A 26,158-nucleotide genomic window follows, 5' to 3' on the forward strand; every position below is an offset into this window, starting at 1 on the left:
ATGAAATCTAAAGTCCTGCTGGGTATTGCCTCGCTTTCCTTGATGATGGCAGCCTGTGATTCTTTATCTGTCGATAAATCTGCAAAGTCCATTTCGGCAAATTCTTCGGATGACCAGAAGTTTGCCTATATGCTGGGTGCCCAGTTCGGCCTCCAGAACTTCAAGATGATTCCGCTGCAGATGGGTGAGGAAATCGACGAGGACGTCGTTGTCCAGGCTATCATGGACAGCTACAAGGCCAATAAGGATACGAACTTCAAGCTGCAGATTTCCGTGGATTCTCTCAGGCGCGTCGGTTTCGACTACAATTCCAATGCACGTACCCGTATGGAAGGCATCCGTCCGGATAGCGCTACCGTGGCTTCCTTTAACGGAGACCAGTCCAAGTTCCGCGCCTACATGGATTCTGCCATGAAGGCCCTGCCGGTGAAAAAGGCCCCCCTTCCCAAGAAGGAAGCAGTGAAGCTCGGTAATGATGCGACCGACAACCAGAAGTTCTCCTACTTTATCGGCGTGCAGTTCGAAAACCAGTTCACGGCTATCGGTTCCCAGTTCCAGACCGAATTCGACGTGGACTACTTTGTGCTTGGTGTCCGTGAAGCCGGTGCCAAGTCCCGCGATACGACGCTTGCGCTCACTCTGCCCGATGATTCCCTCAAGGCCGTTGGCGAACGTTTCAACGAGAAGATGAAGGTCCTCCGCGAAGAAGCCGTGAAGAAGGCCCAGGAAGAAGAAGCCAAGTTGAAGGAAGCTGTCGCCGGCCTCCGTGGCGATACGCTCGTGAACGGTATGCCTGCCAAGATGAACTTCAAGGTGAAGGTCTCCGGCATCACGAACAAGGCCGAAAACCTCGAAACCTGGGCTGGCAAGCCGCTCCTGATTTTCTACTTCTCCGCGACCTGCGGCCACTGCGCTCATGCCGCTCCGCAGATTCTTGAAATCGCGAAGGAATTTGCCCCGAAGGGCCTTACCACGGTTGCCGTTGCCAGCGGTGGAAACAACAAGTCCGGCATCCGCAAGTTTGCCGACAACGCGAAGTTCGACGATACCATCAATATCGTGTGGGATGAAGGCCGCCAGTTCGGCGAACTCTACAGCGATGGCTACGTGCCCAAGGTCTACCTCGTGAACCCGGATGCCTCGTACAAGGAATACGTGGCCTTCGAAAGCGAGAAGGAAACCCTCAAGCAGGAAATTGCCGCCCTCATGGATGGCACTCCCGTGGTCTGGAAGATCGACCCGCCGAAGCCTGCTGAGATTGACACGCTCAAGCCTGCTGCTGCCAAGTAAGGTCTAGTTCCGTCGTCACGCTGACCCTGGTCAAACTCTGGAAAAAATCCAGTCAGGGTCGGCAATCATAAAATTTGTAGTCTTTCAATGCTAGTCGCAGAATTTGATGTCGTAGTAGTCGGTGGCGGCCATGCCGGCATCGAGGCGGCCCATGCCGCCTGGAAACTCGGTGTGAAGACCGCCATGCTCACGATGGACGTGAATGCCATCGGGCGTATGAGCTGTAACCCGGCCGTAGGCGGGGTGGCTAAAGGGCAAATTGTCCGCGATATCGATGCGCTCGGCGGCCTGATGGGGCTTTTGACCGACAAGGCGGGCATCCAGTTCCGCATGCTCAACATGAGCAAGGGTCCTGCCGTTTGGGGCCCGCGAGCCCAGTGCGACATGAAGTATTACAGCGAGGTGGCCCGCGACACGATCCTCTCGCTGGAAGGCCTTTCGGTAATTCAGGGCGAACTGGCCGCTTTCGACCGCATGGTGGATGGCCGGCTGGAACTCACGCTTTTGGATGGCAGCCGCTGCATTACGCGCGCGCTTGTGATTGCGAGCGGAACGTTCCTTGCTTCCAAGATGTTCACCGGTCTCGAGACGAGCATCGGTGGGCGAGTGGGCGAACCGAGCGCCGATAAGCTTTCGGAATGCCTTGCCCGCGAGCATATTGCGCTCCGCAGGCTCAAGACCGGGACTCCGAGCCGCCTCGACCCGGATTCCATTGATTTTAATGAATGCGACGTCCAGCATGGCGATGCATCCCCGTGGCCCATGAGCGACCGTCACCTGAAACTGGCCGACGGCATGCCCGATGACCGTTTCTGGGGCGATACAGCAGCGCACTTTGTCCGTAACGATTGCGTATGCTGGATTACGCGCACCAATATCAAGACGCACGACATATTGCGCAGCGGGTTCAAGGATAGCCCGATGTTCAGCGGGCGCATCCACGGCAAGGGCCCGCGCTACTGCCCGAGTATTGAGGACAAGATAAACCGCTTTGGCGACCGCGACGGTCACCAGCTTTTCCTTGAACCGGAACAGGCGGACATCGGCCGCGTGTACATCAACGGCTTCAGTTCGAGCTTGCCCGCCGACATCCAGCTGGCGGCCATCCACACGATTCCGGGCCTTACGCGTGCCCGCGTGTTGCAGATTGGCTATGCGGTGGAATACGATTCTGTAGATGCCACGCAACTTTACCCGACCTTCGAATGCAAGAACGTTCCCGGCCTGTACTTTGCGGGCCAGGTCTGCGGTACGAGCGGCTATGAGGAAGCTGCGGGTCAGGGACTCCTGGCCGGCATCAACGCGGCTCTGAAAATAAAGGGTGAAGCACCCTTTATTTTAGGTCGTTCCGACAGCTACCTCGGGGTGATGGCGGACGACCTGTCGAACATCCTGCTCGACGAGCCTTACAGGATGTTCACGAGCCGCGCCGAATACAGGCTCTTCCTCCGGAGCGACAATGCGGAAATGCGCCTCAAGGAACGAGCCCGCGAAATCGGGATGATTTCGGACGAAGATTACGCCGACTGGAAGCGCCGCCGTGAACTGATGGACGAAGCCCGCAGGCGCCTTGCCGAGGAATCGGCGCTGCCCGAACAGGCGAACGTGGTTCTCGAAAGCGGGGGACAGGCGCTTGCAAGCGAACGCACCCGCTGGATAAACGTTTTGCGTCGCCCGGGAATCGACCCGGAGCTGTTCTTCCGGACCGCGCTCCCGGACATGCCGCTGACCCGCCGCGACCAGTGGTTCCTGTATGCCGAGGAAATCTATGCCGGATTTTTCGACCGCCAAGCCCGCGAAATCGACGACCAGAAGAAGATGGAGTCGGTGCGCCTGCCCGAGGATCTCGACTTCATGCAGATTTCGGCCATCAGCATCGAGAGCCGCCAGCGCCTGAACTCCCACAGGCCGCTCACGCTGGGCCAGGCGAGCCGCGTCCCCGGGGTGCGCCCTGCCGATATTACGGTCCTCGCGCACTGGCTTGAAAACAGGCCTTAATCGGGCCTCACTTGCATTTTTCACAAAAAAATGCTATCTTTGCGCCGTCAAATTAACATAATTGTCTAAAGACAAAATTTCCAAGAGGTACATTATGGCAGAAGAAACAGAAGTCAAATCCACCGAAGAAGTCAAGCCTCAGGAACCGAAATCCAAAGAAAAAGCTCAAGAAAAGAAGGCCCCGGCCAAGAAGAAGCGCCCCCTGAACGCCAAGCGCAAGGGTGCCGCTCCTGCTGCCAAGAAGCCGGCTGTTTTCAGTGATTCCCTGGAAGACCGTTTCCCCGCCCTCGCCGCCAAGCTCAAGAAGCAGATCGAGGACGGCATCAAGCAGAAGATCAAGGATGCGCAGAACGACCCGAAGGTCAAGGCTGCCTCCAAGAAGTTCGCTGCCGAAAAGTAATCTAGATTGATATCTAGATTGCGCTCTAGATTTCTTAGACTTTAAAAAAACACCCCCGGTTTCCCGAGGGTGCTTTTTTTGTAGGGGGGAGATTAGACTAGCGCTTTTGGAATGTCCTCAAGAAGTTCTGCTTCCGTTTCGGGACGACGGCGCCCCTGATGTCGTAGGCAGTTCCCTGTTTTTTTTGCACGCGGGTGCGCGGAGCATTGAATATAGCGTCCGTTTTTTCTTCTTCGATGTTCGCTTTTAGTTCGGGGAGCGTGAACGTGTAATTTGCGAGCGTCAGCGAATCGCCTTCTATTTCGAGCCCGCTTATGATGACTTTCTTTGACTTCCCGGGTTCTGCGTTCTCGAATTCCGCGGTCGCTTCTCCGGTCAGGGAAAGCGTGTCTCCTTCGACAAGCCCGTCGAGGACGGGAGTTCCCGAAAGGGTAGCCGTCGTGGTGCTGTCGTATTTCTTGTCGTTTGCGGTAATGCCCGAAACGGTCAGCGCTTTAGGCGTGATGGAAACAGTGGTTGAACCGCCCGTGAAGTAGTAACCGCGCTGGTTCGAGAAAATGTTGTTTGTCGTTACCTGTAAATCGTATTCGCCGACATTTACTGCCGTGTAGGCAGGACCGTCGAACCCGAAGGAACCGCGGATGATGCTGTTGTCGTAATTGTCGGGCGTGATGAGTACGGTGTAGTTGTTGTAGGGTTTTCCGTTGTACGTCATCGAATTTGGCATGGGGTAGATTTTGATTTCTTTCATGAACATGCGCAGCATGGGTCTCGTGTGGTTCTGGACCATGGTCCATTTTTCATTAAAGTCCCATAGCTGGCTTGCAGACTGCTTGAATTCTGTTGTGTCGTACTTGTTGCGGTCGATGAGCTTGCTTAAGTTGTCTATTTTCGAATACCTTGTCGTGGAATCGGCGATGGATTTGGGCGATTTGATGGAATAGAAGCTTGCGTACGAGGCGGTTATGGTCCCCTCATTGATGCCCGTGATGCCGCCGAAGTTCTTGTAGTTCGAAGCCTCGGGCTGGTAATCGTTGATGGCGTATGTCCTTTCGATGGTTCCGTTATTTTGTCCGGTGATGCCGCCAAACTCATAGTATGCTTGGACGGTAGAATTGTCTATATAGGAATCTTGGATTTTTCCGCTGTTCTGGCCGACAAAGCCGCCGACCATGTTTTCGCCGCGGATTGTGCTGTTGGTAATGAATACGTGGCTGATGGTGGGGGTGGACATTCCGGCGATAAGCCCGGTGTATCGCCCGCCAAACACTTCGAACTTGTCGAAACCGATGCTGTCGACTGTTCCGGAAAGATCCTTGAATATCCCGACGATGTTGTAGTTGCCCGCAGAAATTTTCACGTCGCTGATGACGTGCGCGTTGCCGTGCAGTTTCCCGGAAAAACTGGAAATCGGTGCGAAGTTTGCTTCGCCCTTGCCGGAAATGTCTTTCGTCAGGCGGTACGATGCGTCGTTTGGACAGTCTTCGCGCGCCATCTTGGTAAAGTCGCTATACGATGAAATCAGGTATTCGCCATCGTTATTCAGCGAAAGTTCGCATTCGGCGTGCAGTGCGATGGGAAAAAGAAATAAAAGTGATGTGTAAATCTTTTTCATGTTTTTCTCCTTGCCCAAAAAATAAGTAAATAAATTGCGAAAAAACCGCTGAAAAACGCCTTTTTTGAAAGGAAGCCGATGAAAAGCATCTAATGGCGGATGGATTACACGGCCCGTGTATTTTTCTATCTTTGGGGGCGTTCTTAAACCCCCGAAAAATTATGATCAGCATTACCAAGCTTTTGATGGATACCCCGAATTACGGCGACCAGCTGCGTTACGAACCGCGTGCCCACGAATCTAAGAACGGTGTGGCTCCCGGTCGCGGCCCCGTGGTGGTATGGAACTGCACCAAGACGTGCAACCTGAGTTGCGTGCACTGTTATGCCCGCTCCGAGGCCATCAAGTACCAGAACGAACTCTCGCACGAAGAAGGCTTGGCTTTGATTGACCAGCTTGCGGATTTTAAGGTGCCGGTCCTTTTGTTCAGCGGTGGCGAACCTTTGCTGCGTCCGGACTTCTTTGAACTCGCGAACTATGCGGCAAGCAAGGGGATTCGCCCGACCATCAGCACGAATGGCACTTGCATTACCGAGGATGTCGCGAAGAAGCTCAAGGACATGGGTGTGGGTTACGTGGGCATCAGCTTGGATGGCTGCGAGGCGACGCACGACAAGTTCCGCGGCAAGGATGGCGCCTACAGGCTTGCACTCCGCGGCATCCGCAACTGCGTGGCGACGGGCCAGAAGGTGGGCCTCCGCTTCACGATTACGCGCTACAACGTGCAGGACCTGAATGCGATTTTCGATTTGCTCGAAAGCGAGAATATCGACCGCGTGTGCTTCTACCACCTGGTGTATAGCGGACGCGGTTCCGCGATGGTCGAAAATGACCTGAACCACGAAGAAAGCCGCAAGGCGATGGATCTTATTATCGACCGCACGCTCGACTTCAAGAAGCGTGGCATCGACAAGGAAATCCTGACCGTCGACAACCACGCCGACGCCGTCTACCTGTACCTGCGCATGAAGCGCGAAGACCCGGCCCGTGCGGAAAAGGTGCTGGAACTTATCCAGCGTAACGGCGGCAACCGCAGCGGCATGGCTTTCGGCAACATCGACAGCATCGGTAACGTTCACCCTGACCAGTTTACGCAGTACATTACGCTCGGCAATGTGCGTGAGCGCAGCTTCGGTGAAATCTGGAGCGATGAGAGCAACCCGATTATGGCGGGCCTCAAGAACAGGAAGCCCATTCTGAAGGGACGCTGCCCCAAGTGCGCCTACCTGAACCTCTGCAACGGCAACTTCCGCACCCGCGCCGAAGCCGTGACCGGTGACTTCTGGGAACAGGACCCGGCCTGCTATTTGACCGACGAAGAAATATGTGGCTAGCGAAGTGTCATTCTGAGGACCGAAGGGACGAAGAATCTAGGCTCCAAGGCATATTTTTATGACTGCGCTTGAACAACATATCCTTGATGTGATACAGGACGCCTTCCCGCTGGAAGAGCGCCCGTACCAGGTACTTGCGGATATGTTGAACGCGCAGGGGAGTGCGGGCGATGCGTCTCGCGAGTTTACGGAACAGCAGGTATTTGATGCGGTCGAAAGCCTGCGCCACTCTGGCATTATCCGACGCATTGGTGGCATCTACGACTCTCATAGATTGGGCTTTATTTCGCGCCTGTGTGCGGGCAAGGTCCCGTCGGTTGCGACCGGAGCCGCAGACGATTCCGCCCTCGATTTTTTTGCCGCCGCCGTCAATGAAATTCACGCGATTACTCATAACTACGTGCGCTCCCATGAATACAACGTCTGGTTTACCGTTATTGCGGAGTCCGAAGGCGAAATTTGCAGGATTGTCGATGGGCTTTGTGCCGCAACTGCTTTGCACGATGTGCGTGTCCTTTCTGCGACGGAAAAGTTCAAGATAAATACGGTAATGGGGAAGGCGTCTGCCGGAAGGAATGCGCCCATGCGGACGGTTGGTAATGGGGCGAAAGAGCCTCTTTCCGGCGCTTTGGCCGCTTCCGATCGTGAGCGCATCCGCATTGCCTGCGGCGATATCCCGCATACGCTCACGCCTTTCAAGGACTGGAATGTTTCCGTCGATGGCCTCCGCGAAGACCTGATTCAAAAAAGGATGCGTCGTTTCGGAGCCATTTTACGCCATCAGCAGGCGGGATTCGCGCATAATGCGATGGTCTGCTTTGATGCACTCGCCGATGCCGGCGCGGTTTTAGCGAAAAATCCCCATATTTCCCATTGCTATGAACGTCCGGCTTTCGAGGGATTTCCTTACACGCTCTACGCGATGATGCATGCGCAGTCTCCCGAAGAGCTGGACTCGTTTATAAAGGATGCTGCCGCGGCACTTGGCAATCCGGATTACGTCGTGCTCCATTCGATTCGCGAACTCAAGAAAACGAGTTTCCGCTTTTTCGAATAGGACATCTGTATTTATAACAAATTAATGTACGCCCCGATGCGGTGGCCGGTCTCGAATCCGAACAGGTTACCCTTGTGGATTTCATAATCGAGCCCGACACCAATCGGCAGTCCGGAAAAGTTGAATGACCTCATGACGTCGAACCTCATTTTGAAACCGCGGTACTTGTCGTCCATTTTGCGGAAGGGAGTATCCAGGTTCCTGTTTTCGGAATCGTCAATCCGGGCTCCATACAGGAACGTTTCGCTGAATTTCCATCCCGTTTTTAGCGTTTCGTCCCAGTTCTGCTTCCATACGAACGATGCCTTCAGGCCGATTTCGTCGCCGGGCTTGTAGTTCTTGTCTTCGAGAAATTTGCTGTAGCGGAATGCGGTGCCGAACGTGACTGCCTTGGATATTTGCAGATAGGTGTATGGCTCGAAATTCATGCGATGGAATCTATGGAGCTGCGAGCCCTCTCCGGGCGGAAGCCGCCAGCTCACATCGATGCCTATGTTCTTGTAGACGAGGCTGCGCAATCCGAGGTAAGTTTCGTTGAATCCGTTTACGTGCAGGTTGCAGTAATTGTGGAGGTAGCCTTCGGTAGAAAGTTCGTAACTGTAGCTCAAGAATCGGAAGGAGGCGTCGACATATAAGCTAAAGCGACGGACGGGCGAAAACTCGGCCGAGACCTTTGTATCGAGGCTGTAGATGTCGTCGTTGAGTTCGAAGGTGGTTTCAATATTTATATTTGTGGCAGGGGGAAGTACCGGGTGTAAAACCTCTGTGGCCATGCAATGAAGCGCGGCGCAAAGCAGTGTTAATCCGATTCTCTTGAACATTGTTCTAAAAATATATTATTTTGACAAACGAATGAGGAAGTGCTTGCGAATACTTCTATTGCCATTACTGTTGCCGCTGTTGCTATGTGGCTGTGTTTGGGATGGCACCGAGGATTCTCCGGAGTTTCTTCCGTTGGACGATTCGCAGTATCCATACGCGGACTTGCCCCGCATTGTTATTGAGACAGAGGGTTTCAAGGAAATTCGCGAGAGGGAAACGGAAATACCGTCGCACTTGCAGATATATGGCGAAAACGCTCCTGAAAGTCCGGTTTTCTCCCTCACGGTGCGCGGTCGCGGCAATTCGAGTTTCAAGATGCCCAAGTACGGCATGAAACTCGAGTTTGATGAGAAGATCAGTCTCTTCGGGATGCCCGAGAACAGGGACTGGGCGCTTGTCGGTAATTTCGGCGACAAGACGCACTTGCGCAACTTCATGATGACCCGCCTTTCGGAATGGCTGATGGCGCGCTACACTCCGCGTTGCCGGTATGTGGAAGTGTTTCTGAACCGCAAGTACGTTGGGCTTTACCTGCTTTCGGAGACGGTGAAGGTCGGCAAGGCCCGCGTGAACATCGCCAAGAACGATTCCTCGTTCCTGTTCGAGAAAGAGAGCAGCAAGAAGCAGGATTCGCCTTTTATCACGACCTCCATGGGCTACTCGTTCCATGTGAAGAACCCGCGCGACTTGAAACCCGAGTCGGCGGATATGCTCTTGTCGCACCTGAACGAATTCGAGTATTTCCTCCAGCATGGCAGCGCCCGCAGCGGGAAGGAAACGTACGAATGGATTGATATGTATGACTTCTTGCGCTACTACTGGGTCCAGGAATTTTCGAAGAACGAAGACGGCATCTTTGCGCGCAGCATATTCATGACTTGGCAAAAGGGCGGCCTGCTGCATTTCGGTCCTCTGTGGGATTTCGATATATCGTTCGGCAACGAGTCTTACAAGAAGAACCGTCCGGCTGATGGCTGGTACATCCGTAATTACCATTGGTTCAATTACATCATGAAGGATCCTGGGGTGAGGAAGGCCGTTCGCGATTATTGGTTTGAAAATCGTGATATTTTCCATTCGCTTGTGGACAGCGTTCCCCTTTACGTGTCGAATATTTCCCGTGCCCTCGAAAATGAATACAGGCGTTGGCCCATTATGGAAAATACCGAGAACTGGGCGCTCAAGGACCCTTACAAGGATTACGACGAGGCTTTGGATTCCCTTGTCCTGTGGATGGAAGCCCGCTATGAATGGATAAACAACGCGCTGAAATAGCGTGTGTGCCGGGCGGCTCCTTATTTTTCTAAATTGTCTCCATGCGCAAAATTTACATGGCAGGCATGAGCCACAAGGTGGCAGAAATCGCGATCCGCGAGAAGTTCTACATCCCGATGGATGTCAAGACTGCCGCACTTGAAAAATCCCCGTTCGATGAACTTTTGATTCTTGCTACCTGCAACCGTACCGAGGTGTACGTGGCTTCTGACCGCGAACTGGAAGCTCATGAACTTTCGCGCTACGTCTGTAGCCTCGCGGGGCAGGACTACGAAAATTTTGCGAATTTCTTTTACGAAAAGAGCGGTGACGATGTGGCGCACCATGTGATGAACGTCTGTGCCGGCCTTGATTCTGTTGCCGTGGGCGAAGACCAGATTTTGCACCAGATTGGCCGTGCCTACGAGACGGCGCACCAATACGGGGCGACGGGAAATACCCTGAACAAGCTGTTCCAGGGGGCCATCCATACGACCAAGCGCATCAAGACGGAGACGAACCTGAGCAAGCTCAGTTGCAATATCCCGTTCTTGGCGATGAAGCAGGTGCAGCGCACGTTCGACGATCTTGAAAACCGCACCGTGTATATCGTTGGGCTGGGCGAGATGGGTTCCCTGATGCTCAAGTACGTGCAGGAGAATACGACGAAGATTTTTGCGAGCAGCAAGACGTTCGCGAACGCCGAAAAGTTTGCCGACGTGCTTACGCCAGTCCCGTTCGAAGACCGTTATGCGGTGCTCGGCAAGTGCGACGTGGTGATACTCTGCAGCGCCTGCCACGAACCGATTGTCACGAAAGACGAATTTGTAAAGGCCTGCCGTTTTGGTGCGGAACAATGCGAAGCGGTTGAATCCAAACGCCTTGTAATCGATCTCGGAAGCCCGCGCAATGCGGAATCGAGCATCGGTGAACTCGATGGCGTGGAATACGTGTGCGTCGACGATCTTGAAAAAATCGTTTCGGAAAACCGCCGCCTGCGCATGGTGGAACTTGATGCCGCGCAGAAGATTTTGAAGGAAGGCACGGAAGAATTTTTGCAGTGGTACCGCATGGATGACGTGGCGAAGGCGATAAACGTGTTCGCCGATACGATGGTGCGTACCGCGAATGAGGAGTGCGGAAAACTGCTCCGTTCCTTGCCCGACTTGCCGGAAGAAGACCGCGAACGCATAGCGATGATGTACGAGCGTTTTGCCAAGAAGATGGCGAACGATTATCTGTACAAGGTGAAGGCCGAAAATTCAAAAGAAGACGTGAAGGTCTTCCTCAGGTGTCTGGATTCGGCCGGAAAACGTCATCAGGCTCGCGATGCGGAATCTCTCGGAGGAGGAAACTAGATGGGTAACGCCTTGTTACGTGTCGCGACGCGCCAGAGCGCTCTTGCGTTGGCTCAGACCAAGATGGCCGCCGATGCTATTGCTGCCGTTGCGGGTATAGGGTACGAACTTGTGCCGATGACGACTGAAGGCGATCGTAGGCTAGACAAGTCCCTGGCCAGTTTTGGCGGGAAGGGCGTCTTTATCAAGGAACTTGAGGTTGCTCTGCTCGAAGGCCGCGCCGATATTGCGGTGCATAGCTTGAAGGACATGCCTGCCGAGGTGTTGCCCGAATTTAAGCTTGCCGCGGTGCTTGAGCGCGAAGACCCGCGTGATGCGTTTATTGCCCGCGGTGGTGCGGAGGGCACGAAGTTCATGGATTTGCCCGCGGGTGCCCGCGTCGGTACCGGGAGTATCCGCCGTGTGGTGCAGTTGAAGGCGCTTCGCCCCGATATCGAGTACGTGCCGATTCGCGGGAACATCCAGACGCGTCTCTCTAAACTCGAGGAACTTGATGGGGTTGTGCTAGCGGCCGCTGGCCTCAAGCGCATGGGCCTTGCCGACCGTGTGACGGAATATTTTGACACCGAAAAGGTCTTGCCTGCGTCGGGCCAGGGAATTTTGGCGATAGAAACGCTTAGCCCGTCTGCCATTCAGGAGCCGCAAAGCGGCGATAGAATCCAAGCCATTCTCTCCCGCGTAAACCATGCGCCGACTTATTGCATCGCCGTTGCCGAGATGGCTTTCCTCAAGGCGCTCAATGCGGGCTGCCAGTTCCCCGTGGCGAGTTTCGCTGAATTTGCTTCTCTGTCCGGAAAAAATGAATTTGCAAATGATTCGCAAATTCAAAATGCTTCGCAAATTATGAAAATTCGCGGAATCTACTGGGACGAAGCCTCCCGGCGACTGCTCCGCGCGGAACATCAATGCCCGATGAATTCGGGTATGTCTGATGAAGGCGATTTTGCGGATGCCGTCAACAAGGCGCGTGAACTCGGTATAGCCCTCGCCGAAAAAATAAAGAATGAATTGTAGGTGGATTTGAGATGAGCGGTGCTGGAAAAGTTTACTTGATTGGCGCGGGTCCCGGTGATCCGGGGCTGTTGACGCTTCGCGGTAAGGCAATCATTGAAAAGGCTGACGTTGTAGTCTATGACCGTCTTGTTTCACCTGCGATTCTCGGGTTTTGCAATCCGAATGCGAAGATGGTGGATGTGGGCAAGATGCCAACGCACCACAAAGTAAAGCAATCCGAAATCAACAAGTTGCTGGTTCAGTTCGCTGTCGAAATGCCCGGCGCGACTATCGCGCGCCTCAAGGGCGGTGACCCGTTTGTATTCGGGCGCGGCGGCGAAGAGGCTCTGGAACTCGTTTCTGCCGGCATCGAATTCGAGGTGGTTCCGGGTATAACGTCTGCTATTTCCGTTCCTGCGTATGCGGGCATTCCCGTAAGCCACCGCGGGATTGCGACGAGCTTTCATATCATCACCGGCCATGAGCGTGCGGAATCCAACGGCGAACTGTCCCTCGATTTCGAAGCGCTTGCGAAGTGCCCCGGCACGCTCATCTTCTTGATGGGTATCGCCAATATGGATTTTATCGCCCGTCGCCTTATGGAATGCGGCAAGGATCCGAAAACGCCGCTTGCCTTTATCGAGAAGGGAACGACGCCTTACCAGCGCACCGTCATGGCGACGCTCGAAACGGCGGGGGAGACCATTGCCCGCGAAAACGTGACGGCGCCCGCGATTACGATTATGGGCGGTGTCGTGGAACTCGGCAAGACCCTCGCCTGGAAAAAGAACTTGCCGCTTTCGGGCAAACGCCTGGTCGTGACCCGCGCGGCAAAGCAGTCGAGCGGGATTACCGCAAAGCTTACTGCTTTCGGTGCCGAAGTCATCGAAACCCCGATGATCGAAACGCGAACTTTGGAATGTCCTATGGTTGTGAGTCATTCTGAGCGGAGTGCCGCGGAGTCGAAGGATCTAGACCTACGGGGCCTTGTCCCATCCATGGACTCTATCGGCACAAAGTGCCTCCAGAGTGACAGAATTCAGGTGGTTTTTGAAGACCTCAAGAACTTCGACCTGCTCGCCTTCACGAGCGTGAACGGTGTGGAAAGTTTCTTCAAGCAGCTGATGGCTGCGGGCCTTGACGTTCGCGTCCTTGCCGGCAAGAAGATTGCCTGCGTGGGGAAGATTACCGAAAAGACGTTGCTCGAACGCGGAATTCGCTGTGATTACGTGCCCGAAGTGCATACGGGTGCTGGCCTTGGCAAGCTCCTTCGGAGTGTTGTTGATGCAAATGGTGTCGTCCTGAGCGAGCGCAGCGAGTCGAAGGATCTATTGGAAGAATCCCGCATTCTGCTTTTGCAGGGCAACCTCGCCGACGATACGCTGGTCGAAATGCTCCCGCAGGCGACCCGCTGGGTTGTCTACGAGACGCTTCCGGTCAAGGAACTTCCCGAATGGAAGCGCGAGGCCGTGGCTTCTGCCGACGCAGTCGTGTTTGCGAGTTCCAGCGCCGTCGATAATTTTGTCAAGGCGCTTCCCGGCAGTGATATGGCTCCCGAATCAGCGGCAATGCCTCGCTTTGCGTTCTGCATCGGCCCGATGACGGAAGCGACTGCCCGAAAGAACGGTTTTGAAACGGTCTCTTCCGACGAAACGACTGTCGATTCTCTCGTCAAGAAAATTGCGGAGTACTACGCCCGATGAAAGCTGTATTGATTATTGCGCACCATTGCATTTTGCCCGGAGCCTACAAGGGCTTCGAAGAAATCTTGGACAAGCTGCATCATGACCTGCCTGGAACGCGTGTGGCGAGTACGAGCCTCCTGGATTTGGAAAACGATCTGCGCACGCTTTTGCGCGAAGATGTGGAATCGGTGACGCTCTTGCCGTACCTGCTGTTGAATGGCCAGCATTCAAAGAACGATGTGCCGCGCGTGGTCGCAAAATTGCAGGCTGAATTCCCGCAGATTCCGATTACCTTGTTGCCTTGCCTTGGCGATTGGAAAGAATTCGCCGATATGGTCGTGCGCGGCTTGCGCACCGCCCAGAATGATGCTGCACATTGTGCTTCGCATTCTTCATCGCACGCATCTCATTCCGCACTTCGTACTTCAAATCTTCTCTCCGTGGAACTCAACCTCGATGGTCGCAACGTGCTCGTGGTAGGCGGGGGCCGCATTGCGCTTCGCAAGGTCAAGACGCTTTTGCCCACGGGGGCGCGCATAACCGTAGTCGCGCCGCAGATTGATCCGGAATTGGTTTCTCTAGCCTCGACAAATGCATCTCTGACATTGAATACCCGCTCGTATGACCCGCAGGACCTTCGCGGGATTTCCTTGGTGTTCATCTGCACGGACAAGCCCGCAGTGAACGCGCAGGTGAGCAACGACGCTCGTGCCCGCCGTATTCTGGTGAACAACGCCTGCGATTACCAGGACGGTGACTTCATCGTGCCCGCCCGTATGGACTTTGGCGAAAATATCGCCGTTACGGTATCGACGCAGGGCCGTGCGCCTTCGCTGGCCAAAAAGCTCAAGCAGCACATCCAGGAAACCTGGCGCGAAGACCTGGAAAAAATCGAACGCGAATTTAAATAGCGTTTTGCGATTTTTGAATGAATAAAAAAAACGGCAGCGAAATGCTGCCGCTTTAATTTTTAAGAGCGTTTCCCTTACATCTGCCTGATGGGGAAGAGACCGAGCAGGTCGAGCACGTTCTCGAGCACAATCTGCGTGGCCTGCACCAGGAAGAGCCTGGACTTTTCTTCGGCGGAACCGAGCACGCGGTCTTCGTGGATGAACTTGTGCGCAGCTTCTGCGATTTCGAGCGCATACTGGGCGAGAACGCTCGGTTCGTCAGCGGCCACGGCATCTAGAATCTTCTTGCCCTTCTTGGCGAGCAGGTTGATAAGGCTGTATGCGGCGTCATCGCCAAGTTGAGCCATGTCCACGTCGGCGATGCTCACGGTGTAGCCGGCCTTGCGCATGATGCTGCAGAGGCGCACATGGGCGTTCTGCACATACGGACCGGTATCGCCTTCGAAGCTCATCACGGCATCCCAGTCGAAACGCACATCCTTCAGGCGGCTGTTCTTCAAGTCGTTGAAGGTGAGGGCGCTGATACCGATTTGGCGCGCGATGAGTTCCTTGTTTTCGAGTTCCGGATTCTTCTCATCGATGAATTCGAGAATCTTCTTCTGGGCGGCCTCGATCACGTCGCGAAGCAGGCTTGCGGTACCCGTGCGGGTCTTGCCCTTTTCCCACTTGCCGTCGACCAGCTGCAGAATCACGCCGAACGGAATGTGGTACATGTCCTTGTACCATTCGCGTCCCATCTTCTTGAGCACGTGGAACACCTGCTTGAAGTGGAGCGCTTGGCCAAGGTCCACCACGTAGAGGCACTTGTCGAAATTGTATTCCTTCTTGCGGTAGCAGGCGGCGGCGAGGTCGCGGGTCGCATAGAGGGTAGAACCGTCGCTCTTGCGGATAAGGCAGGGGTTCAGGTCGAACTCATCGAGCATCACCACGTCCAAATCCTGGCTTTTGACCATCAGGTTCTTTTCGCGGAGTTCGTCGAGGATGGCCGGAATCTTGTCTTCGAAGAAGGATTCGCCGGTGTAGTGGTCGAAGCCCACGCCCATCATGTCGTAGATGCGCATGAGTTCCTTGAGCGTTGCCGCGCGGAAGGCGATCCAAAGCTTGCGGTAGAATTCGTCGCCCTGTTCGAGCTTGGTGAACGCGGCGCGCGCTTCGTCTTCGAGGCCGGGTTCTTCCTTGGATGCCTTGGAGAATGCGGCGTAAAGGATGTTGAGTTCCTTGACGGTGAGGCTATCGAGCGTGGCGTCGTCTGTCGGGCGGTTTTCGCGCAGGTACATCACGATGAGCTTGCCGAAAGCGGTACCCCAGTCGCCGAGGTGGTTGATGCGTTCCACCTTGTAGCCGGCGGCCTTGTAGATGCGGGAAAGCGAGTTTCCGATCATCGTAGAGCGCAGGTGGTGGAAGGCGAGTTCCTTGCCGATGTTCGGGGAGCTGAAGTCGATGCAGACGACCTTCCCGTTCGGGGCGGCGTGACCGTATTCGAGGCCCTTCGCGGCGATTTCTTCAAGCGTCGACTTCGCGAGGAATCCGCGGTCGATGAAGAAGTTCAGGTAGCCGTTTACGGCTTCCACCTTCGAAAGGCCGGCGGGGAGCTTCACCTGGGCGGCGAGGTCCTCGGCGATCATCTTCGGGGCCTTGCGCATTACCTTCGCGAGCGAGAAGCAGGGAATGGTGAAGTTTCCGTGGCTGGTGTCAGGCGGCACGGAGATAAGTTTCAAAGCGGCTTCCTTCTCGAAGGAACCGGTGGCGGCGAGCGCCTCTGCGATTTCTTGCTCAAACGAGTTCATCTTCACTGCTCTTCTTCTTGGAGGTCTTCTTCACAAAGTCGTTTTCTTCGAGTTCCACGATCTTGCCGTCGGCGTACAGGCGGTCAAGAGAAATCTCGTTACGCTTTTCTTCTTCGAACAGGTGCACCATCAGGTCGAGGCCCGCGTCGAACACGGCCCAGCGCACGCCTTCCTTGTATTCCACGCCCACGGAGGGGAGCTTGTTCGCCTTGAATTCCTTGCGCAGTTCGTTGAGGATAGCCTGCATCTGGGCTTCGCTCTCGCAGGTGGCCACGAGGAAGAAGTCCGTAACGTCTTTGATGCCGCGCAGGTCAATCAACTGCACGTTCTGGGCGCGCAGTTCAAACAGAATGCTTGCGCCGATGGTTACGGACTCAGGCAGGTCTTGCTTCTTAATCGTCATTTGTTTCTCCCTGTTCGGGTTCTATTATTTGTTTAAAATCCTTGCCGATATATACGGCCGCATCTACGTACGAACGCTTGCTTACCACGGTGAGGACGTTTTTTGTCTGTAGCGTCTTGGCCAGCGCCTGTGCGCCTTCCCATTCTGGGTTGCGGAGCACCACGATGGTCTCGTCGTAGTTTTGCAGAACGTCATTGCGGAAACTCACCACGTCAAAACCGTTCTTGCGGAGGAACGACCTCATTTTTGCTGCAGCGCCCGGTTCCCCGCAGCTGTTCAGCACTTCGACATCGCCCTTGTACGAACGCACGATCTGTTCCGTCGGCGCCTTTTTTTCATCTTCACAGCCCTGCAAAAGGGATGCCGCGCATACGGCTCCTGCGAGGAAGGTGTAATGGACTGCCTTGGCGAATTTCCTGTACATTTTCTATCGCCAAATTTAGAAAAAAATTTTACCTGCACCAGAAGGATTCGTGCCACGGCGAGCACGGACCATACAGACGGTGCGGGCCGTATGCCTTCAGCGCATCCTTTTCGTTTACGAGAAGGAGCCTCAGGTAGCTGTTCTCGGTCGGCTTGTATTCCAGGGCCAGGGCGGGAAGCACGAACTGCGGGCGGCCTTGCCGCGCATCTTCCTTGCTGAACGGGCCCCCGGTAAACGTGGAACGGAGCGGCATCCACACGCCCAGATCCGCATAGAGGTGCAGGTCGGGGGTGAATTCGTAGGCGACGTGGGCGAGGAAGCTGTTCTGGGTTATGCTCCCGAACGGGGTCGAAAGGAAACTCAACGAATACGAGTAGGCGACTTTCAGGGCCGGGTCGAATGTATCGTGCCGTACCAAGCGGCTCGGGTCGAACCTGTCGTTGTTCCAAGGGATTCCGTCGTCGGGAGCGGGATTTTCGCTTGCGGTACCAATAGAATCAGCCTTTGCGGGGCTTTCCGCAAAGGCTAATGCTGTCGTTAGGGTTATGAGGAACAGCAAGAACCGCATGCTATGAATATAGCAATTTGATTCTCGCTGGCATCAACGTTATTTCTTGCCGGAATCTTGCGGGGTATCGGACTTGGCTACACCCGCGAGCCTGGCGCCGAACATGGAGCCGAGTACCGTGCGGAGGTCAATCCCGAGGGAATCCGTGAGCCCGTTCGTGACCTGCGTGAGCGTCTTGGTGATATCGCCGGTGAGTTTGGCGGTATTACCTTCGCCGTACATGGTAATATTCCCGATCTTTTCCATGGGCTTTGCGATGGCGGCGGCGATGCTCGGCATCTGCTCGAAGTACTTTTCGATGGTCTTCAGTTGCATTTCCTGGCGGGCAGCGTCTCCATAGAGCTTCATGGCTTCGGCCTTCTTGTTGAGCGCTTCAGCTTCGGCAAGACCCTGCGCCTTGATGGCCTCAGCTTCGGCAAGGCCCTTCGCCTTTGTGGCTTCAGCTTCTGCCATGGCCTTCGCCTTGGTGGCTTCGGCTTCGGCGAATGCCTTTTCCTTTTCGGCGTCGGCTATCTGCTTGATGGCCTTGGCGCGCTGTTCTTCCTTGTAGCGGGCGGCTTCTGCGTCCTTCTGTTGCTGGAAGAGTTCCGCTTCGGAACGCTGGATTTGTGCCTGGCGGTCGGCTTCGGCCTTCTTTTCGATCTGGGCCTGGAGTTCCTTCTCGGTCACCGCGACCATGCGTTCACGGATTTCGATTTCCTTTTCCTGCTTGGCGACTTCGGCTTCGGCCTGCGCCACGTTGATGGCCTTTTGCTGGGTCTGCTTCTGGATTTCGTAGGCCGCGTCGGCGATAGCCTTTTCGGTATCCGAAATCTTTTGCAGGTTGGCCTTTTTCACGGCGAGATCGTTCTGCTTCTGCGCAATTTCGAGTTCTGCGGCGACTGCGGCGTCGTTCGCATCCTTCTTGGCCTGGGACTGTGCCACGCTGATATCTCTTTCGGCGTTAGCCTTGGAAATGGCGGCCGCCTTGCGGATGGCAGAAGTCTTGTCGACACCGAGGTTCTCGATGACGCCGTTTGCATCTTCGAAGTTCTGGATGTTGAACGTCTGCACCACGATACCGAGCTTTTCGAGGTCGGGAATGGCGTTTTCGAGCACGAGTTCAGAAACCTGCTTGCGGTCGCCCACGAGATCCACGAGCTGCATGCGACCGACGATTTCACGCATGTTACCTTCGAGAATGTCGACAATCATGGCGCGGATGTCTTCGGGCTTCTTGTTCAAGAAGTTCTGGGCCGAAGACTTCAGGCGATCCGGATTGTCCGAAATCTTGGCCGTCACCACGGCGTCAACGGAAACGTTGATGTAGTCCTTTGTGGGGACCGGGCTTCCCGTCTTTACGTCGATCTGGATGAGCTGTAGCGAAAGGTGGTCCGCACGTTCAAAGAACGGAATCCTGAGACCCGCGCGGCCGATAATGACTTTCGGCAATTTGCGTAAGCCGGAAACGATGATGGCTTCGTCCGGAGCCGCCTTGATGTACGACATCACGAAAATCATTGCGAGAAAAACAACCGCACAGACTGCGATTGTGACGATGATGCTAGTTTGCATGAATTAATGCCTCCTTATTAGGTCTTTCATAATATACAACAAAAAGCCTGCCAGGAAATGACAGGCAGAAATTTTTTCGATAAAATGCGCAAAAAGAGCGACTGGTTACACGATTTCGTTTTTCGCGTTCACGTGGACCACGGTGGGCTTCCACGATTTCGCTTCTGCTTCGCTCATGGTGGCATAAGCAACGATGATTACGAGGTCACCGGGCTGCACCAGGCGGGCTGCCGCACCGTTCAGGCAAATGACGCCGGAACCTGCGGGGCCTTCGATAACATAAGTGTCGAGACGGTTGCCGTTGTTCACGTCGAGCACGCCGACTTTTTCGAAGGGGAGGATGTTGGCTGCATCCATCAGATCGCGCGCAATCGTAATCGAGCCTTCATAATTGAGGTTCGCGTCTGTAACGGTCGCACGATGAATTTTTGATTTTAAGAGTTCAAGCTGCATGGCGCTTGTCTAGAACTTGACTTGGAATGCACCGAGCACGCCCTTGTCGGGAGTGGGGAGAATTCCGAAGCTGAAGCGGTTTGCATCCGGGTTGCTGTCCCACTGCGTACCGAAGAATGCATCGGCGAACGACCAGATATGGGCTGCTGCAACACCGATAAGTCCGTACCACCAGGCATTGTTTCCGTCGGCGGCGAGGTAAATCGTGACGCCTGCGCTCACACCCCAAAGGACATCCATCCAGATGGCCTTAACGGTGCGGTCGAATTTCCACTGATAGAAACTCGGAAGGAGAAGGGAAACGTATGCATAACCCTGGTTGCCGGAGTGGTTTCTGTAAGAACGGTCGATATCGGCATCTTCAAGACCCTGCGAACGCTGGGCGAGCCAGTTTTCTTCGCTGACTCCGAGCTTGCTCCAAGGCTTCTGAAGGTATTCGGAAATACGGACGCCGAGTTCCACGAGTCGCGTAAGCTTGTCGCGGGAAATGCCCTCCTCCTTCGCCTGCTGGAATTCCCACTGGGTCAGCCCGAGATCTTCGTAGCGGAAACCTTCCCACTGGTCCCCCGAAGCGGTAGCTTCGCCAATGGATTCGTTTTCCCCTGTGGATTCAGATTCGTTGGAGGATTCATCGTCCCCATACGAGTAAGTTTGCTCGCTAGAATCGTCACCGGACGGTTCATCATCGAACTGCGCGAAAGACATCGTGCCGATAAGGAACACTGCTAATACTATTTTGGTCCAAAGAGACATTGGGTACCGACTCCTATCCTATAATGCCGGGGGAGGGAATCGAACCCTCACACTCTCGCGAGTACCGGATTTTGAGTCCGGCGCGTCTACCAATTTCACCACCCCGGCTTGGGGTAACACAAATATAGAACAATTTTCGCTTTTTTGTAGGGAGAATTGGGCGAAAATGGCTTATTTAGACGATTTTTTTAGGATGGCTCGAAATTCTACGTTGAGCGGCGCGAGTTTCTGCGCTCCGTAGTCGGTGGCCTTTTCCTTTGTCTCGAATTTTCCTGTCTGGACGAGGAATAGCGTTTTCGTTTCGCCCTGGCGTTCTTCGATGGAACCCTTGATGCCTTGCTTCTTGAGGTTGTTTACAAGGAGTTCCGCGTTGCTCCTCACGCCGAATGCGCCGAGCTGCAGGATCCAGTATTCCTGGTTGTCTTTCGAGTTTTCTGTTTTTGCAGGTTGGACCGCCGGTGCCGGTGCAGCGGGTTTTGTCGCCGCCGCGGTTGCCTGCACGGGTGCTTCGTCCGATTTTTTCGCTTCCTGAGCCGTATTTGCCTCAGGTTCCGGAACGGATTGTACCGCTTTTTCTGCGGGTGCGGAGGGCTGTTGGGCGGGTTCGACCTGCGGCGGGGGTTCGTCTAAACGCTTGCAGGTTTCGTCGAGTGTTGCGTTCTTGACTTTGGACTGAACGACTGCGCAGACTTTCTTCAGGACGACTGCCTGGTGCGGCTGGGACGTCTCGATGGCGTGTATCAGCGCTTCGGCCGCCTTCTCGTTGCGGCCCATGTACAGCTGGAACTGCGCTTTGGTCATCATCAGGTCGGCGTAAACCGCCTTCTGGGGATTCGTCTTGTTGATGAGGCTGTCGAGACGCTTGCCCGCCTTGCTGAATTCCTTTGCGGCCCCGATTTGCGAGAGCGCGAGTACGTTCCACAGGTAGCATTCCGCCCGCACGGAATCAGGTTCCTTGGGGCATGCGGCCTCGTATGCCGCGGCGGCTTCTTTCCAGTTGCCGGCGACGTAGGCCTTTTGGGCCTTGGCCATCAGGTTTGCCGATTCCGTATCTGCGGGTGCGGATTGCGGAGCGGGCGTTGAGGACTGAGCGAATAAGTTTGTGCAGAAAAAAACGGATAAAATAACCGCAGCTGCACGGGCGTTCATGAACATTGTTTTTAAACCATCGTTCCTCATATCTTATCCCACGTTCCTACATCTAGACCAGTTTTCCTCTAATCGTCCAACCCCTGATATCATCCAATTTAACTTTCACGTAGTCGCCCGGCTTCACGATCTGACCTTCTTCGGGCTTGAAAACCACCTTCTTGAAGTTGTCGGTGCGGCCGCGCAGTTCCGTCTCGTCGCGCACGGAGTTCTTTTCGACCAGCAGTTCCTCGGTGCGGCCGAGCATCATCTGGTTACGCTTGAGCGTGATGGCGTTCTGCAGTTCCACGAGGCGCGTGTGGCGCTCGTTCTTTTCCTGTTCGGTGAGCGTTTCGGCTTCCTTGTACGATTCCGTGCCCTTGCGCGGGCTGTAGATGAACATGAACGCCGAGTCGAACTGGCAGGTTTCAAATGCCTTGAGGGTCGCCTCGAAATCTTCTTCCGTTTCGCCCACGAATCCGCAAATCACGTCGGTGGAAATTCCGTAGAACGGATCCTTGCTGCGCAGCTGCTCGATAATCGAGAGGTACTGCTCCATGTTGTGCTGGCGGCGCATCTTCTTGAGCATGGCGTCGGAGCCGCTCTGGATGGGGATGTGCGCGTAGTGGCAGACCTTCGGGTTGTTGAGCAATACGTCGATGAGCTCGTTCGTGTAGTGCCTCGGGTGCGGGCTCGTGAAGCGGATGCGGCGGATGCCCCCGATTTCGGAAACTTTCGTGAGGAGGTCGGCGAAGTTGCCGCCTTCCGTCTTGTAGGCGTTCACGGTTTGCCCTAACAGGGTCACTTCGGTAATGCCCTTGTCGGCGGCCTTGCGGACTTCGGCGAGCACGTCTTCCATATCGCGGTACTTTTCGGGCCCGCGCAGGTACGGCACGATGCAGTAGCTGCAGCGCTTGTTGCAACCGCGCTGGATGGCGACGAACGTGCTGAAGTCGTTCTGGAGTTTCGCGTATTCGCCGAGGTAGTTCTCGCTCAGGTCCTCGTCGATGAACATCTTGTGGTGCGTCTGGTGCAGCGGGCTATGCGCGTCGCCGAGCAGCAGTTCCGGAATTTTCTTGTACTGGTCCGGGCCCACGATGTAGCTCACGTTCGGGAGGCGCTTGAGCAGTTCCGGCCCGCGGTTTTTCGCCATGCAGCCGCACACGACGACTTTCACGTCGGGATTCTTCTTGTTCAGGTACTTGAGCTTGCTGATGTTGGCGATGGCGGTTTCCTCGGCCTTTTCGCGCACGCTGCAGGTATTCACGATGATGAAGTCGGCATCTTCTTGATTGCTGGTTTCAACGCAACCGCTCATGTCGAGTTCCTGGGCGATCATCGCCGAGTCGTACTCGTTCATCTGGCAGCCGTAAGTGGCCAAGTGGTATTTCTTCATATCCACAAATTTAGTAAATTTGACGGCATAGAAGGTTGTTTATGATTTGTCCTAAGTGCGGTGATAAGTACGAAGATGATATGCCTCGTTGCCTGTGGTGCAATGCGCCGAACCCGAAGTATGGCCTCATTGAAGAAGTTGAGCGTAAAGTAGGATCTGTCCAGAAACGAAATCAGGGCGATATAAATGGTTTCGATTTTCTCGAAAAATCCGATGAGGTGGACTTTGCTCAAAGAACGAGTGACTTTGTTGAGTTTAAAATTTCAAAGACTGAACTTGCAAAAAGTGCATTTGGGCTCTTCCTTTATTTTGGACTGTTCTTGTTCTTTGTAGTGGCGCTGTTTTTTATTGAAGAAATGAAACCCTTATGGCCTGTCTGGTTATTAGGGAGTATTGTCTTTGCGGTTTGTTTTTTCTTTGTGTCAAAAACGATCTTTGCTATAAAATGGTATAAGGATAAATTTATTTTAAAAACGTTCTATGGGGAAACGGAGTTCCCATTTGATAAATCGGTGTTTGGCGGGTTCGATTCCTCTGACGACGATGGTTTTAACGTTATCCTGAAAAAGGGACGACGGGTTATAGTTATTCGTGAAAAGGCTTTCCCGGAAGTTTCAAGGATGTTATGCAAGATCTACGATGAGTTGAATCCGAAAGACATTGTTCAGGGTGGAAACGGCTCTGTTTATGCGGTATTCAAGCCGCTGAAACGCCCCGTCGGCATGGTTTGGTATGTCGTAGCCTTTCTTTTTAACGTGCTGATAGCCATTGACAATGTTCTTGTTTCGGATACGGGCAAGGCCGCTTTTGCTGGTGTTTTTGCCGCCGTAATCGTTGGCTATGCTTTTTATCATTTGAGGGATGTTTTTGAGATAAGGTGGTACAAGGACAGGTTTGTGCTTTTCACACGTTTCGGGGAAAAGTCGTTTTCGTTCGACAGGTCTGAACTGCATAAGACAAAACGCGATGAAAGAGGCGCTCGCCTGTTTATTTTCAAAAATGGCTGGAAGTCTTTTATTGTTGACGAACGCATTTTCCCCGAAGTGGCGGGAATGATGAAGAACCTTTACGGTGTTGAGTAGTCCTGCGATGTCCCTTTTGCTTGCCCTTCTGTTCCTTGCCCTGTTCATAAGCGCGATTGTCCGCGGGAGTTTCTCGTACGGCAAGGCGGACTACGATTTTCATGAACATCCGGTGCAGTTCGTAATCGTACTGGTGTTCATTCTGGGCGTCTCGGCCCTGTGCTTTTATAGATTCCTCGTCGAGATGGAAATTATCCGCTAAATTTCTACATTTGGCGCGCTATGCTCCACAAGAAATCCCTTATCGTATTTGACTTGGACGGGACGCTGTTCAACACGCTCGGTGATTTGTCCGTGGCGGTGAATTATGCGCTGCGCCATTTCGGGCTCCCGGAACACGAAGAACAGCGTGTGCGCACTTTTATCGGGAACGGAACGCTGAAGCTTATCGAACGGAGCATGGGGGAGGCGGCTCTCCCCGAGAACATGGCCCGCACGGGAATCACGGTGGAGGCGGTTCACAAGGTCTATTCCCAATTTTATTGGGAGCATTGCACGGAGCGCACGCTCCCGAATCCGGGTGTCGTGGAATTTTTGCGCAAGGCTCCAGCCCGCATTGCCATGCTCACGAACAAGCCGGAACTGCCCGCCTTGAAAATTTTGGAGCATTTCGGGATTCGCGATAGCGTCGAATTCATGCTTTGCGGGGACACTACGCCCGAACGCAAGCCCAACCCCGCGGGACTCCTGAAGATTATCGAAATGGCGGGCGAAACCCGTGAAAATACCGTCATGGTGGGGGATGACCAGCCCGATATCCTTGCGGCGCGCGCTGCCGGCGTCGATTGCGTTACGCTCTTTTGCGGTTTTGGAAAGCCGGAGAACCTCTCCCCGCTGAATCCCGAGAACGTGGTCCATAGCTATGCCGAAATGTGCGACTTGCTGATGCGGGTTTCGGTAACTCCAAATTCCTGAAAAATTTCTATTTTAAGGACATGATTTCAAAAATTTTCACACCTGTTTTTGCTGTTGCTTTTGCTGCGTCGGCCGCCATTGCTGCCGACGACATCCGTTTTGTCCCGGATCCGTACCCGATTGGTTATGCCGACCAGGGCGATGTCAAGCATATCGTAATCAAGGGGGCGAATGTCACTGCGAAAGAAATTACGCTTGAAAACGTGATAGGGCAGGGCATAGGCTTGTCCAACTTCAAGTATCCGACGAAAATTGCCCCGAATTCTGCCGTTACCATTGAATTCGATATGGATTTTGCCGGCATGGAAGGCAAGATTAACCCTGTTGTGGTGCTGGTGGGCAACGATGGCACGCCTTATCCGGCGACGCTCGACGGTTTTGTGAAGGCGCCGATATTCTTCGGCGAGAAACTCTTCGATGCAGGCTTCTACAAGGCGGGCGAAAAGCGTGAATGGACGTTCTACGTGTGGGAGACCGACAAGAAGGCACGCCCCGATCTCACGCTCTCTCCGGAATCCGCCAAGCAGTTCTCCATCAAGACGAAGAACGTTATGCTGAATGTGGACAAGCTCGACCAGATTAAGGAAGGCGGCAAGGTGCCTGGAGTGAAGGTTACGCTTTCGACGAAGGGCCTTTCTCGCGAGGGTTGGGAACTCAAGCAGAAGAGCATTCGCAAAATCGTTTCGTTCAAGAGTAAAAAGTACCCGAAGGCAACCCCCGAGGTGCTGGTCGTCGGCTACTGGAACGAGTAGTCCGGTCTCGAACTTCCCGAAAAAAATTGTTTTTTCGGGATTTTACCTTGAAAAAAGCCCCGAGTTTAACTAACTTTGGCATACTCTTACGAAAAACCTCGGGATGTAGCTCAGCCTGGTAGAGCGCTTGAATGGGGTTCAAGAGGTCGCTGATTCGAATTCAGTCATCCCGATAAAAAAGTCCGCCATACGGCGGGCTTTTTTGTATTTGCAATTTTCTTGAAGC

General features: G+C 54.2%; 25 protein-coding genes and 2 tRNA genes. 15 read left to right on the forward strand and 12 right to left on the reverse strand.

Annotated features, from left to right (window positions below; translation table 11 throughout):
- From IK012_RS08980 to IK012_RS08990, 3 genes are all read left to right on the forward strand, one after another.
- On the forward strand, positions 1 to 1,290 hold the full coding sequence (locus IK012_RS08980) for an FKBP-type peptidyl-prolyl cis-trans isomerase N-terminal domain-containing protein (RefSeq protein WP_290953380.1): 1,290 nt from the start codon (positions 1 to 3) through the stop codon (positions 1,288 to 1,290).
- 87 nt (positions 1,291 to 1,377) lie between these two features.
- Positions 1,378 to 3,288: a tRNA uridine-5-carboxymethylaminomethyl(34) synthesis enzyme MnmG gene (gene mnmG / locus IK012_RS08985; RefSeq protein ID WP_290953383.1), complete on the forward strand. Its 1,911-nt coding sequence runs from the start codon at positions 1,378 to 1,380 to the stop codon at positions 3,286 to 3,288.
- Between the two features lie 94 nt (positions 3,289 to 3,382).
- Complete coding sequence (locus IK012_RS08990) at positions 3,383 to 3,688, forward strand: hypothetical protein (RefSeq protein ID WP_088637254.1); 306 nt, start codon at positions 3,383 to 3,385, stop codon at positions 3,686 to 3,688.
- 97 nt (positions 3,689 to 3,785) lie between these two features.
- Here IK012_RS08990 and IK012_RS08995 read toward each other — a convergent pair whose 3' ends face one another.
- Entirely contained in the window at positions 3,786 to 5,303 is a 1,518-nt protein-coding gene (locus IK012_RS08995; RefSeq protein ID WP_290953388.1) for a YDG domain-containing protein, read from the reverse strand.
- Between the two features lie 161 nt (positions 5,304 to 5,464).
- Between IK012_RS08995 and nirJ1 the strand changes: the two genes are divergently transcribed.
- The gene (nirJ1, locus tag IK012_RS09000) at positions 5,465 to 6,637 is read left to right on the forward strand and encodes a putative heme d1 biosynthesis radical SAM protein NirJ1 (RefSeq protein ID WP_290953391.1); all 1,173 of its coding nucleotides are present in this window, start codon (positions 5,465 to 5,467) and stop codon (positions 6,635 to 6,637) included.
- A 58-nt stretch (positions 6,638 to 6,695) separates the two neighbouring features.
- Positions 6,696 to 7,694: an Lrp/AsnC family transcriptional regulator gene (locus tag IK012_RS09005; protein ID WP_290953395.1), complete on the forward strand. Its 999-nt coding sequence runs from the start codon at positions 6,696 to 6,698 to the stop codon at positions 7,692 to 7,694.
- Positions 7,695 to 7,705: 11 nt separating this feature from the next.
- On the opposite strand, the gene IK012_RS09010 is transcribed toward IK012_RS09005, so the two are convergent.
- Positions 7,706 to 8,515 (reverse strand): hypothetical protein, encoded by an 810-nt coding sequence (locus IK012_RS09010; RefSeq protein ID WP_290953397.1) that lies wholly within the window; start codon positions 8,513 to 8,515, stop codon positions 7,706 to 7,708.
- A 43-nt stretch (positions 8,516 to 8,558) separates the two neighbouring features.
- Here IK012_RS09010 and IK012_RS09015 point away from each other — a divergent pair, with 43 nt between their 5' ends.
- Genes IK012_RS09015 through IK012_RS09035 form a run of 5 tightly spaced genes read left to right on the forward strand, consistent with a single transcriptional unit; the run spans position 8,559 to position 14,717 of the window.
- Complete coding sequence (locus IK012_RS09015) at positions 8,559 to 9,791, forward strand: CotH kinase family protein (RefSeq protein ID WP_290953400.1); 1,233 nt, start codon at positions 8,559 to 8,561, stop codon at positions 9,789 to 9,791.
- A 41-nt stretch (positions 9,792 to 9,832) separates the two neighbouring features.
- Positions 9,833 to 11,128, forward strand: coding sequence for a glutamyl-tRNA reductase (gene hemA / locus IK012_RS09020; RefSeq protein ID WP_290953403.1), 1,296 nt, complete (start codon positions 9,833 to 9,835; stop codon positions 11,126 to 11,128).
- Positions 11,129 to 12,142: a hydroxymethylbilane synthase gene (gene hemC, locus IK012_RS09025; protein WP_290953406.1), complete on the forward strand. Its 1,014-nt coding sequence runs from the start codon at positions 11,129 to 11,131 to the stop codon at positions 12,140 to 12,142.
- 11 nt (positions 12,143 to 12,153) lie between these two features.
- Positions 12,154 to 13,824, forward strand: a complete 1,671-nt coding sequence (gene cobA, locus IK012_RS09030; protein WP_290953409.1) for a uroporphyrinogen-III C-methyltransferase — start codon at positions 12,154 to 12,156, stop codon at positions 13,822 to 13,824.
- The gene (locus IK012_RS09035; RefSeq protein WP_290953412.1) at positions 13,821 to 14,717 is read left to right on the forward strand and encodes an NAD(P)-dependent oxidoreductase; all 897 of its coding nucleotides are present in this window, start codon (positions 13,821 to 13,823) and stop codon (positions 14,715 to 14,717) included. Before cobA ends, IK012_RS09035 begins: the two co-directional genes overlap by 4 nt.
- A gap of 74 nt (positions 14,718 to 14,791) precedes the next feature.
- Here IK012_RS09035 and argS read toward each other — a convergent pair whose 3' ends face one another.
- The 10 genes from argS to miaB form a co-directional block, all read right to left on the reverse strand.
- Positions 14,792 to 16,504 (reverse strand): arginine--tRNA ligase, encoded by a 1,713-nt coding sequence (gene argS / locus IK012_RS09040; RefSeq protein WP_290953415.1) that lies wholly within the window; start codon positions 16,502 to 16,504, stop codon positions 14,792 to 14,794.
- The gene (rsfS, locus tag IK012_RS09045) at positions 16,491 to 16,907 is read right to left on the reverse strand and encodes a ribosome silencing factor (protein ID WP_173383591.1); all 417 of its coding nucleotides are present in this window, start codon (positions 16,905 to 16,907) and stop codon (positions 16,491 to 16,493) included. The genes argS and rsfS overlap by 14 nt, the downstream gene beginning before the upstream one ends.
- Positions 16,897 to 17,331 (reverse strand): LytR C-terminal domain-containing protein, encoded by a 435-nt coding sequence (locus IK012_RS09050; RefSeq protein WP_173379192.1) that lies wholly within the window; start codon positions 17,329 to 17,331, stop codon positions 16,897 to 16,899. Before IK012_RS09050 ends, rsfS begins: the two co-directional genes overlap by 11 nt.
- Positions 17,332 to 17,359: 28 nt before the next feature.
- Complete coding sequence (locus IK012_RS09055; protein ID WP_290953421.1) at positions 17,360 to 17,899, reverse strand: hypothetical protein; 540 nt, start codon at positions 17,897 to 17,899, stop codon at positions 17,360 to 17,362.
- A gap of 39 nt (positions 17,900 to 17,938) precedes the next feature.
- Complete coding sequence (locus IK012_RS09060) at positions 17,939 to 19,453, reverse strand: SPFH domain-containing protein (RefSeq protein WP_290953424.1); 1,515 nt, start codon at positions 19,451 to 19,453, stop codon at positions 17,939 to 17,941.
- A gap of 105 nt (positions 19,454 to 19,558) precedes the next feature.
- On the reverse strand, positions 19,559 to 19,906 hold the full coding sequence (panD, locus tag IK012_RS09065; protein WP_173343755.1) for an aspartate 1-decarboxylase: 348 nt from the start codon (positions 19,904 to 19,906) through the stop codon (positions 19,559 to 19,561).
- 9 nt (positions 19,907 to 19,915) lie between these two features.
- Positions 19,916 to 20,659 carry a hypothetical protein gene (locus IK012_RS09070; protein ID WP_290953429.1) on the reverse strand — a complete coding sequence of 248 codons (744 nt, stop codon included), beginning with the start codon at positions 20,657 to 20,659 and terminating at the stop codon, positions 19,916 to 19,918.
- A 24-nt stretch (positions 20,660 to 20,683) separates the two neighbouring features.
- A tRNA-Leu gene (locus IK012_RS09075) sits at positions 20,684 to 20,767 on the reverse strand.
- Positions 20,768 to 20,830: 63 nt separating this feature from the next.
- Positions 20,831 to 21,691 carry an SPOR domain-containing protein gene (locus tag IK012_RS09080; RefSeq protein WP_290953432.1) on the reverse strand — a complete coding sequence of 287 codons (861 nt, stop codon included), beginning with the start codon at positions 21,689 to 21,691 and terminating at the stop codon, positions 20,831 to 20,833.
- Between the two features lie 169 nt (positions 21,692 to 21,860).
- Positions 21,861 to 23,183 (reverse strand): tRNA (N6-isopentenyl adenosine(37)-C2)-methylthiotransferase MiaB, encoded by a 1,323-nt coding sequence (gene miaB, locus IK012_RS09085; protein WP_290953435.1) that lies wholly within the window; start codon positions 23,181 to 23,183, stop codon positions 21,861 to 21,863.
- A 41-nt stretch (positions 23,184 to 23,224) separates the two neighbouring features.
- Here miaB and IK012_RS09090 point away from each other — a divergent pair, with 41 nt between their 5' ends.
- The 5 genes from IK012_RS09090 (at position 23,225) to IK012_RS09110 (ending at position 26,105) form a co-directional block, all read left to right on the forward strand.
- The gene (locus IK012_RS09090) at positions 23,225 to 24,265 is read left to right on the forward strand and encodes a hypothetical protein (RefSeq protein WP_290953443.1); all 1,041 of its coding nucleotides are present in this window, start codon (positions 23,225 to 23,227) and stop codon (positions 24,263 to 24,265) included.
- A gap of 7 nt (positions 24,266 to 24,272) precedes the next feature.
- Positions 24,273 to 24,467: a hypothetical protein gene (locus IK012_RS09095; protein WP_173383583.1), complete on the forward strand. Its 195-nt coding sequence runs from the start codon at positions 24,273 to 24,275 to the stop codon at positions 24,465 to 24,467.
- 20 nt (positions 24,468 to 24,487) lie between these two features.
- Complete coding sequence (locus IK012_RS09100) at positions 24,488 to 25,180, forward strand: HAD family hydrolase (RefSeq protein WP_290953446.1); 693 nt, start codon at positions 24,488 to 24,490, stop codon at positions 25,178 to 25,180.
- A gap of 20 nt (positions 25,181 to 25,200) precedes the next feature.
- On the forward strand, positions 25,201 to 25,932 hold the full coding sequence (locus IK012_RS09105; protein WP_290953449.1) for a hypothetical protein: 732 nt from the start codon (positions 25,201 to 25,203) through the stop codon (positions 25,930 to 25,932).
- Between the two features lie 99 nt (positions 25,933 to 26,031).
- Positions 26,032 to 26,105, forward strand: a tRNA-Pro gene (locus IK012_RS09110).
- Positions 26,106 to 26,158 lie beyond the last annotated feature (53 nt).

This window comes from Fibrobacter sp. (assembly GCF_017551775.1).
Classification (GTDB): Bacteria; Fibrobacterota; Fibrobacteria; order Fibrobacterales; family Fibrobacteraceae; genus Fibrobacter.

Coding starts and splice junctions, on each gene's coding strand:
- hemC (WP_290953406.1), top strand. CDS start 11,129: ATGGGTAACGCCTTGTTACGTGTCGCGACGCGCCAGAGCGCTCTTGCG.
- IK012_RS09090 (WP_290953443.1), top strand. CDS start 23,225: ATGATTTGTCCTAAGTGCGGTGATAAGTACGAAGATGATATGCCTCGT.
- IK012_RS09060 (WP_290953424.1), bottom strand. CDS start 19,453: ATGCAAACTAGCATCATCGTCACAATCGCAGTCTGTGCGGTTGTTTTT.
- IK012_RS09035 (WP_290953412.1), top strand. CDS start 13,821: ATGAAAGCTGTATTGATTATTGCGCACCATTGCATTTTGCCCGGAGCC.
- IK012_RS09050 (WP_173379192.1), bottom strand. CDS start 17,331: ATGTACAGGAAATTCGCCAAGGCAGTCCATTACACCTTCCTCGCAGGA.
- IK012_RS08990 (WP_088637254.1), top strand. CDS start 3,383: ATGGCAGAAGAAACAGAAGTCAAATCCACCGAAGAAGTCAAGCCTCAG.
- IK012_RS09005 (WP_290953395.1), top strand. CDS start 6,696: ATGACTGCGCTTGAACAACATATCCTTGATGTGATACAGGACGCCTTC.
- IK012_RS09010 (WP_290953397.1), bottom strand. CDS start 8,515: ATGTTCAAGAGAATCGGATTAACACTGCTTTGCGCCGCGCTTCATTGC.
- IK012_RS08980 (WP_290953380.1), top strand. CDS start 1: ATGAAATCTAAAGTCCTGCTGGGTATTGCCTCGCTTTCCTTGATGATG.
- cobA (WP_290953409.1), top strand. CDS start 12,154: ATGAGCGGTGCTGGAAAAGTTTACTTGATTGGCGCGGGTCCCGGTGAT.
- mnmG (WP_290953383.1), top strand. CDS start 1,378: ATGCTAGTCGCAGAATTTGATGTCGTAGTAGTCGGTGGCGGCCATGCC.
- IK012_RS09105 (WP_290953449.1), top strand. CDS start 25,201: ATGATTTCAAAAATTTTCACACCTGTTTTTGCTGTTGCTTTTGCTGCG.
- IK012_RS08995 (WP_290953388.1), bottom strand. CDS start 5,303: ATGAAAAAGATTTACACATCACTTTTATTTCTTTTTCCCATCGCACTG.
- IK012_RS09100 (WP_290953446.1), top strand. CDS start 24,488: ATGCTCCACAAGAAATCCCTTATCGTATTTGACTTGGACGGGACGCTG.
- IK012_RS09095 (WP_173383583.1), top strand. CDS start 24,273: ATGTCCCTTTTGCTTGCCCTTCTGTTCCTTGCCCTGTTCATAAGCGCG.
- IK012_RS09070 (WP_290953429.1), bottom strand. CDS start 20,659: ATGTCTCTTTGGACCAAAATAGTATTAGCAGTGTTCCTTATCGGCACG.
- panD (WP_173343755.1), bottom strand. CDS start 19,906: ATGCAGCTTGAACTCTTAAAATCAAAAATTCATCGTGCGACCGTTACA.
- IK012_RS09080 (WP_290953432.1), bottom strand. CDS start 21,691: ATGGCCAAGGCCCAAAAGGCCTACGTCGCCGGCAACTGGAAAGAAGCC.
- hemA (WP_290953403.1), top strand. CDS start 9,833: ATGCGCAAAATTTACATGGCAGGCATGAGCCACAAGGTGGCAGAAATC.
- argS (WP_290953415.1), bottom strand. CDS start 16,504: ATGAACTCGTTTGAGCAAGAAATCGCAGAGGCGCTCGCCGCCACCGGT.
- IK012_RS09055 (WP_290953421.1), bottom strand. CDS start 17,899: ATGCGGTTCTTGCTGTTCCTCATAACCCTAACGACAGCATTAGCCTTT.
- rsfS (WP_173383591.1), bottom strand. CDS start 16,907: ATGACGATTAAGAAGCAAGACCTGCCTGAGTCCGTAACCATCGGCGCA.
- miaB (WP_290953435.1), bottom strand. CDS start 23,183: ATGAAGAAATACCACTTGGCCACTTACGGCTGCCAGATGAACGAGTAC.
- nirJ1 (WP_290953391.1), top strand. CDS start 5,465: ATGATCAGCATTACCAAGCTTTTGATGGATACCCCGAATTACGGCGAC.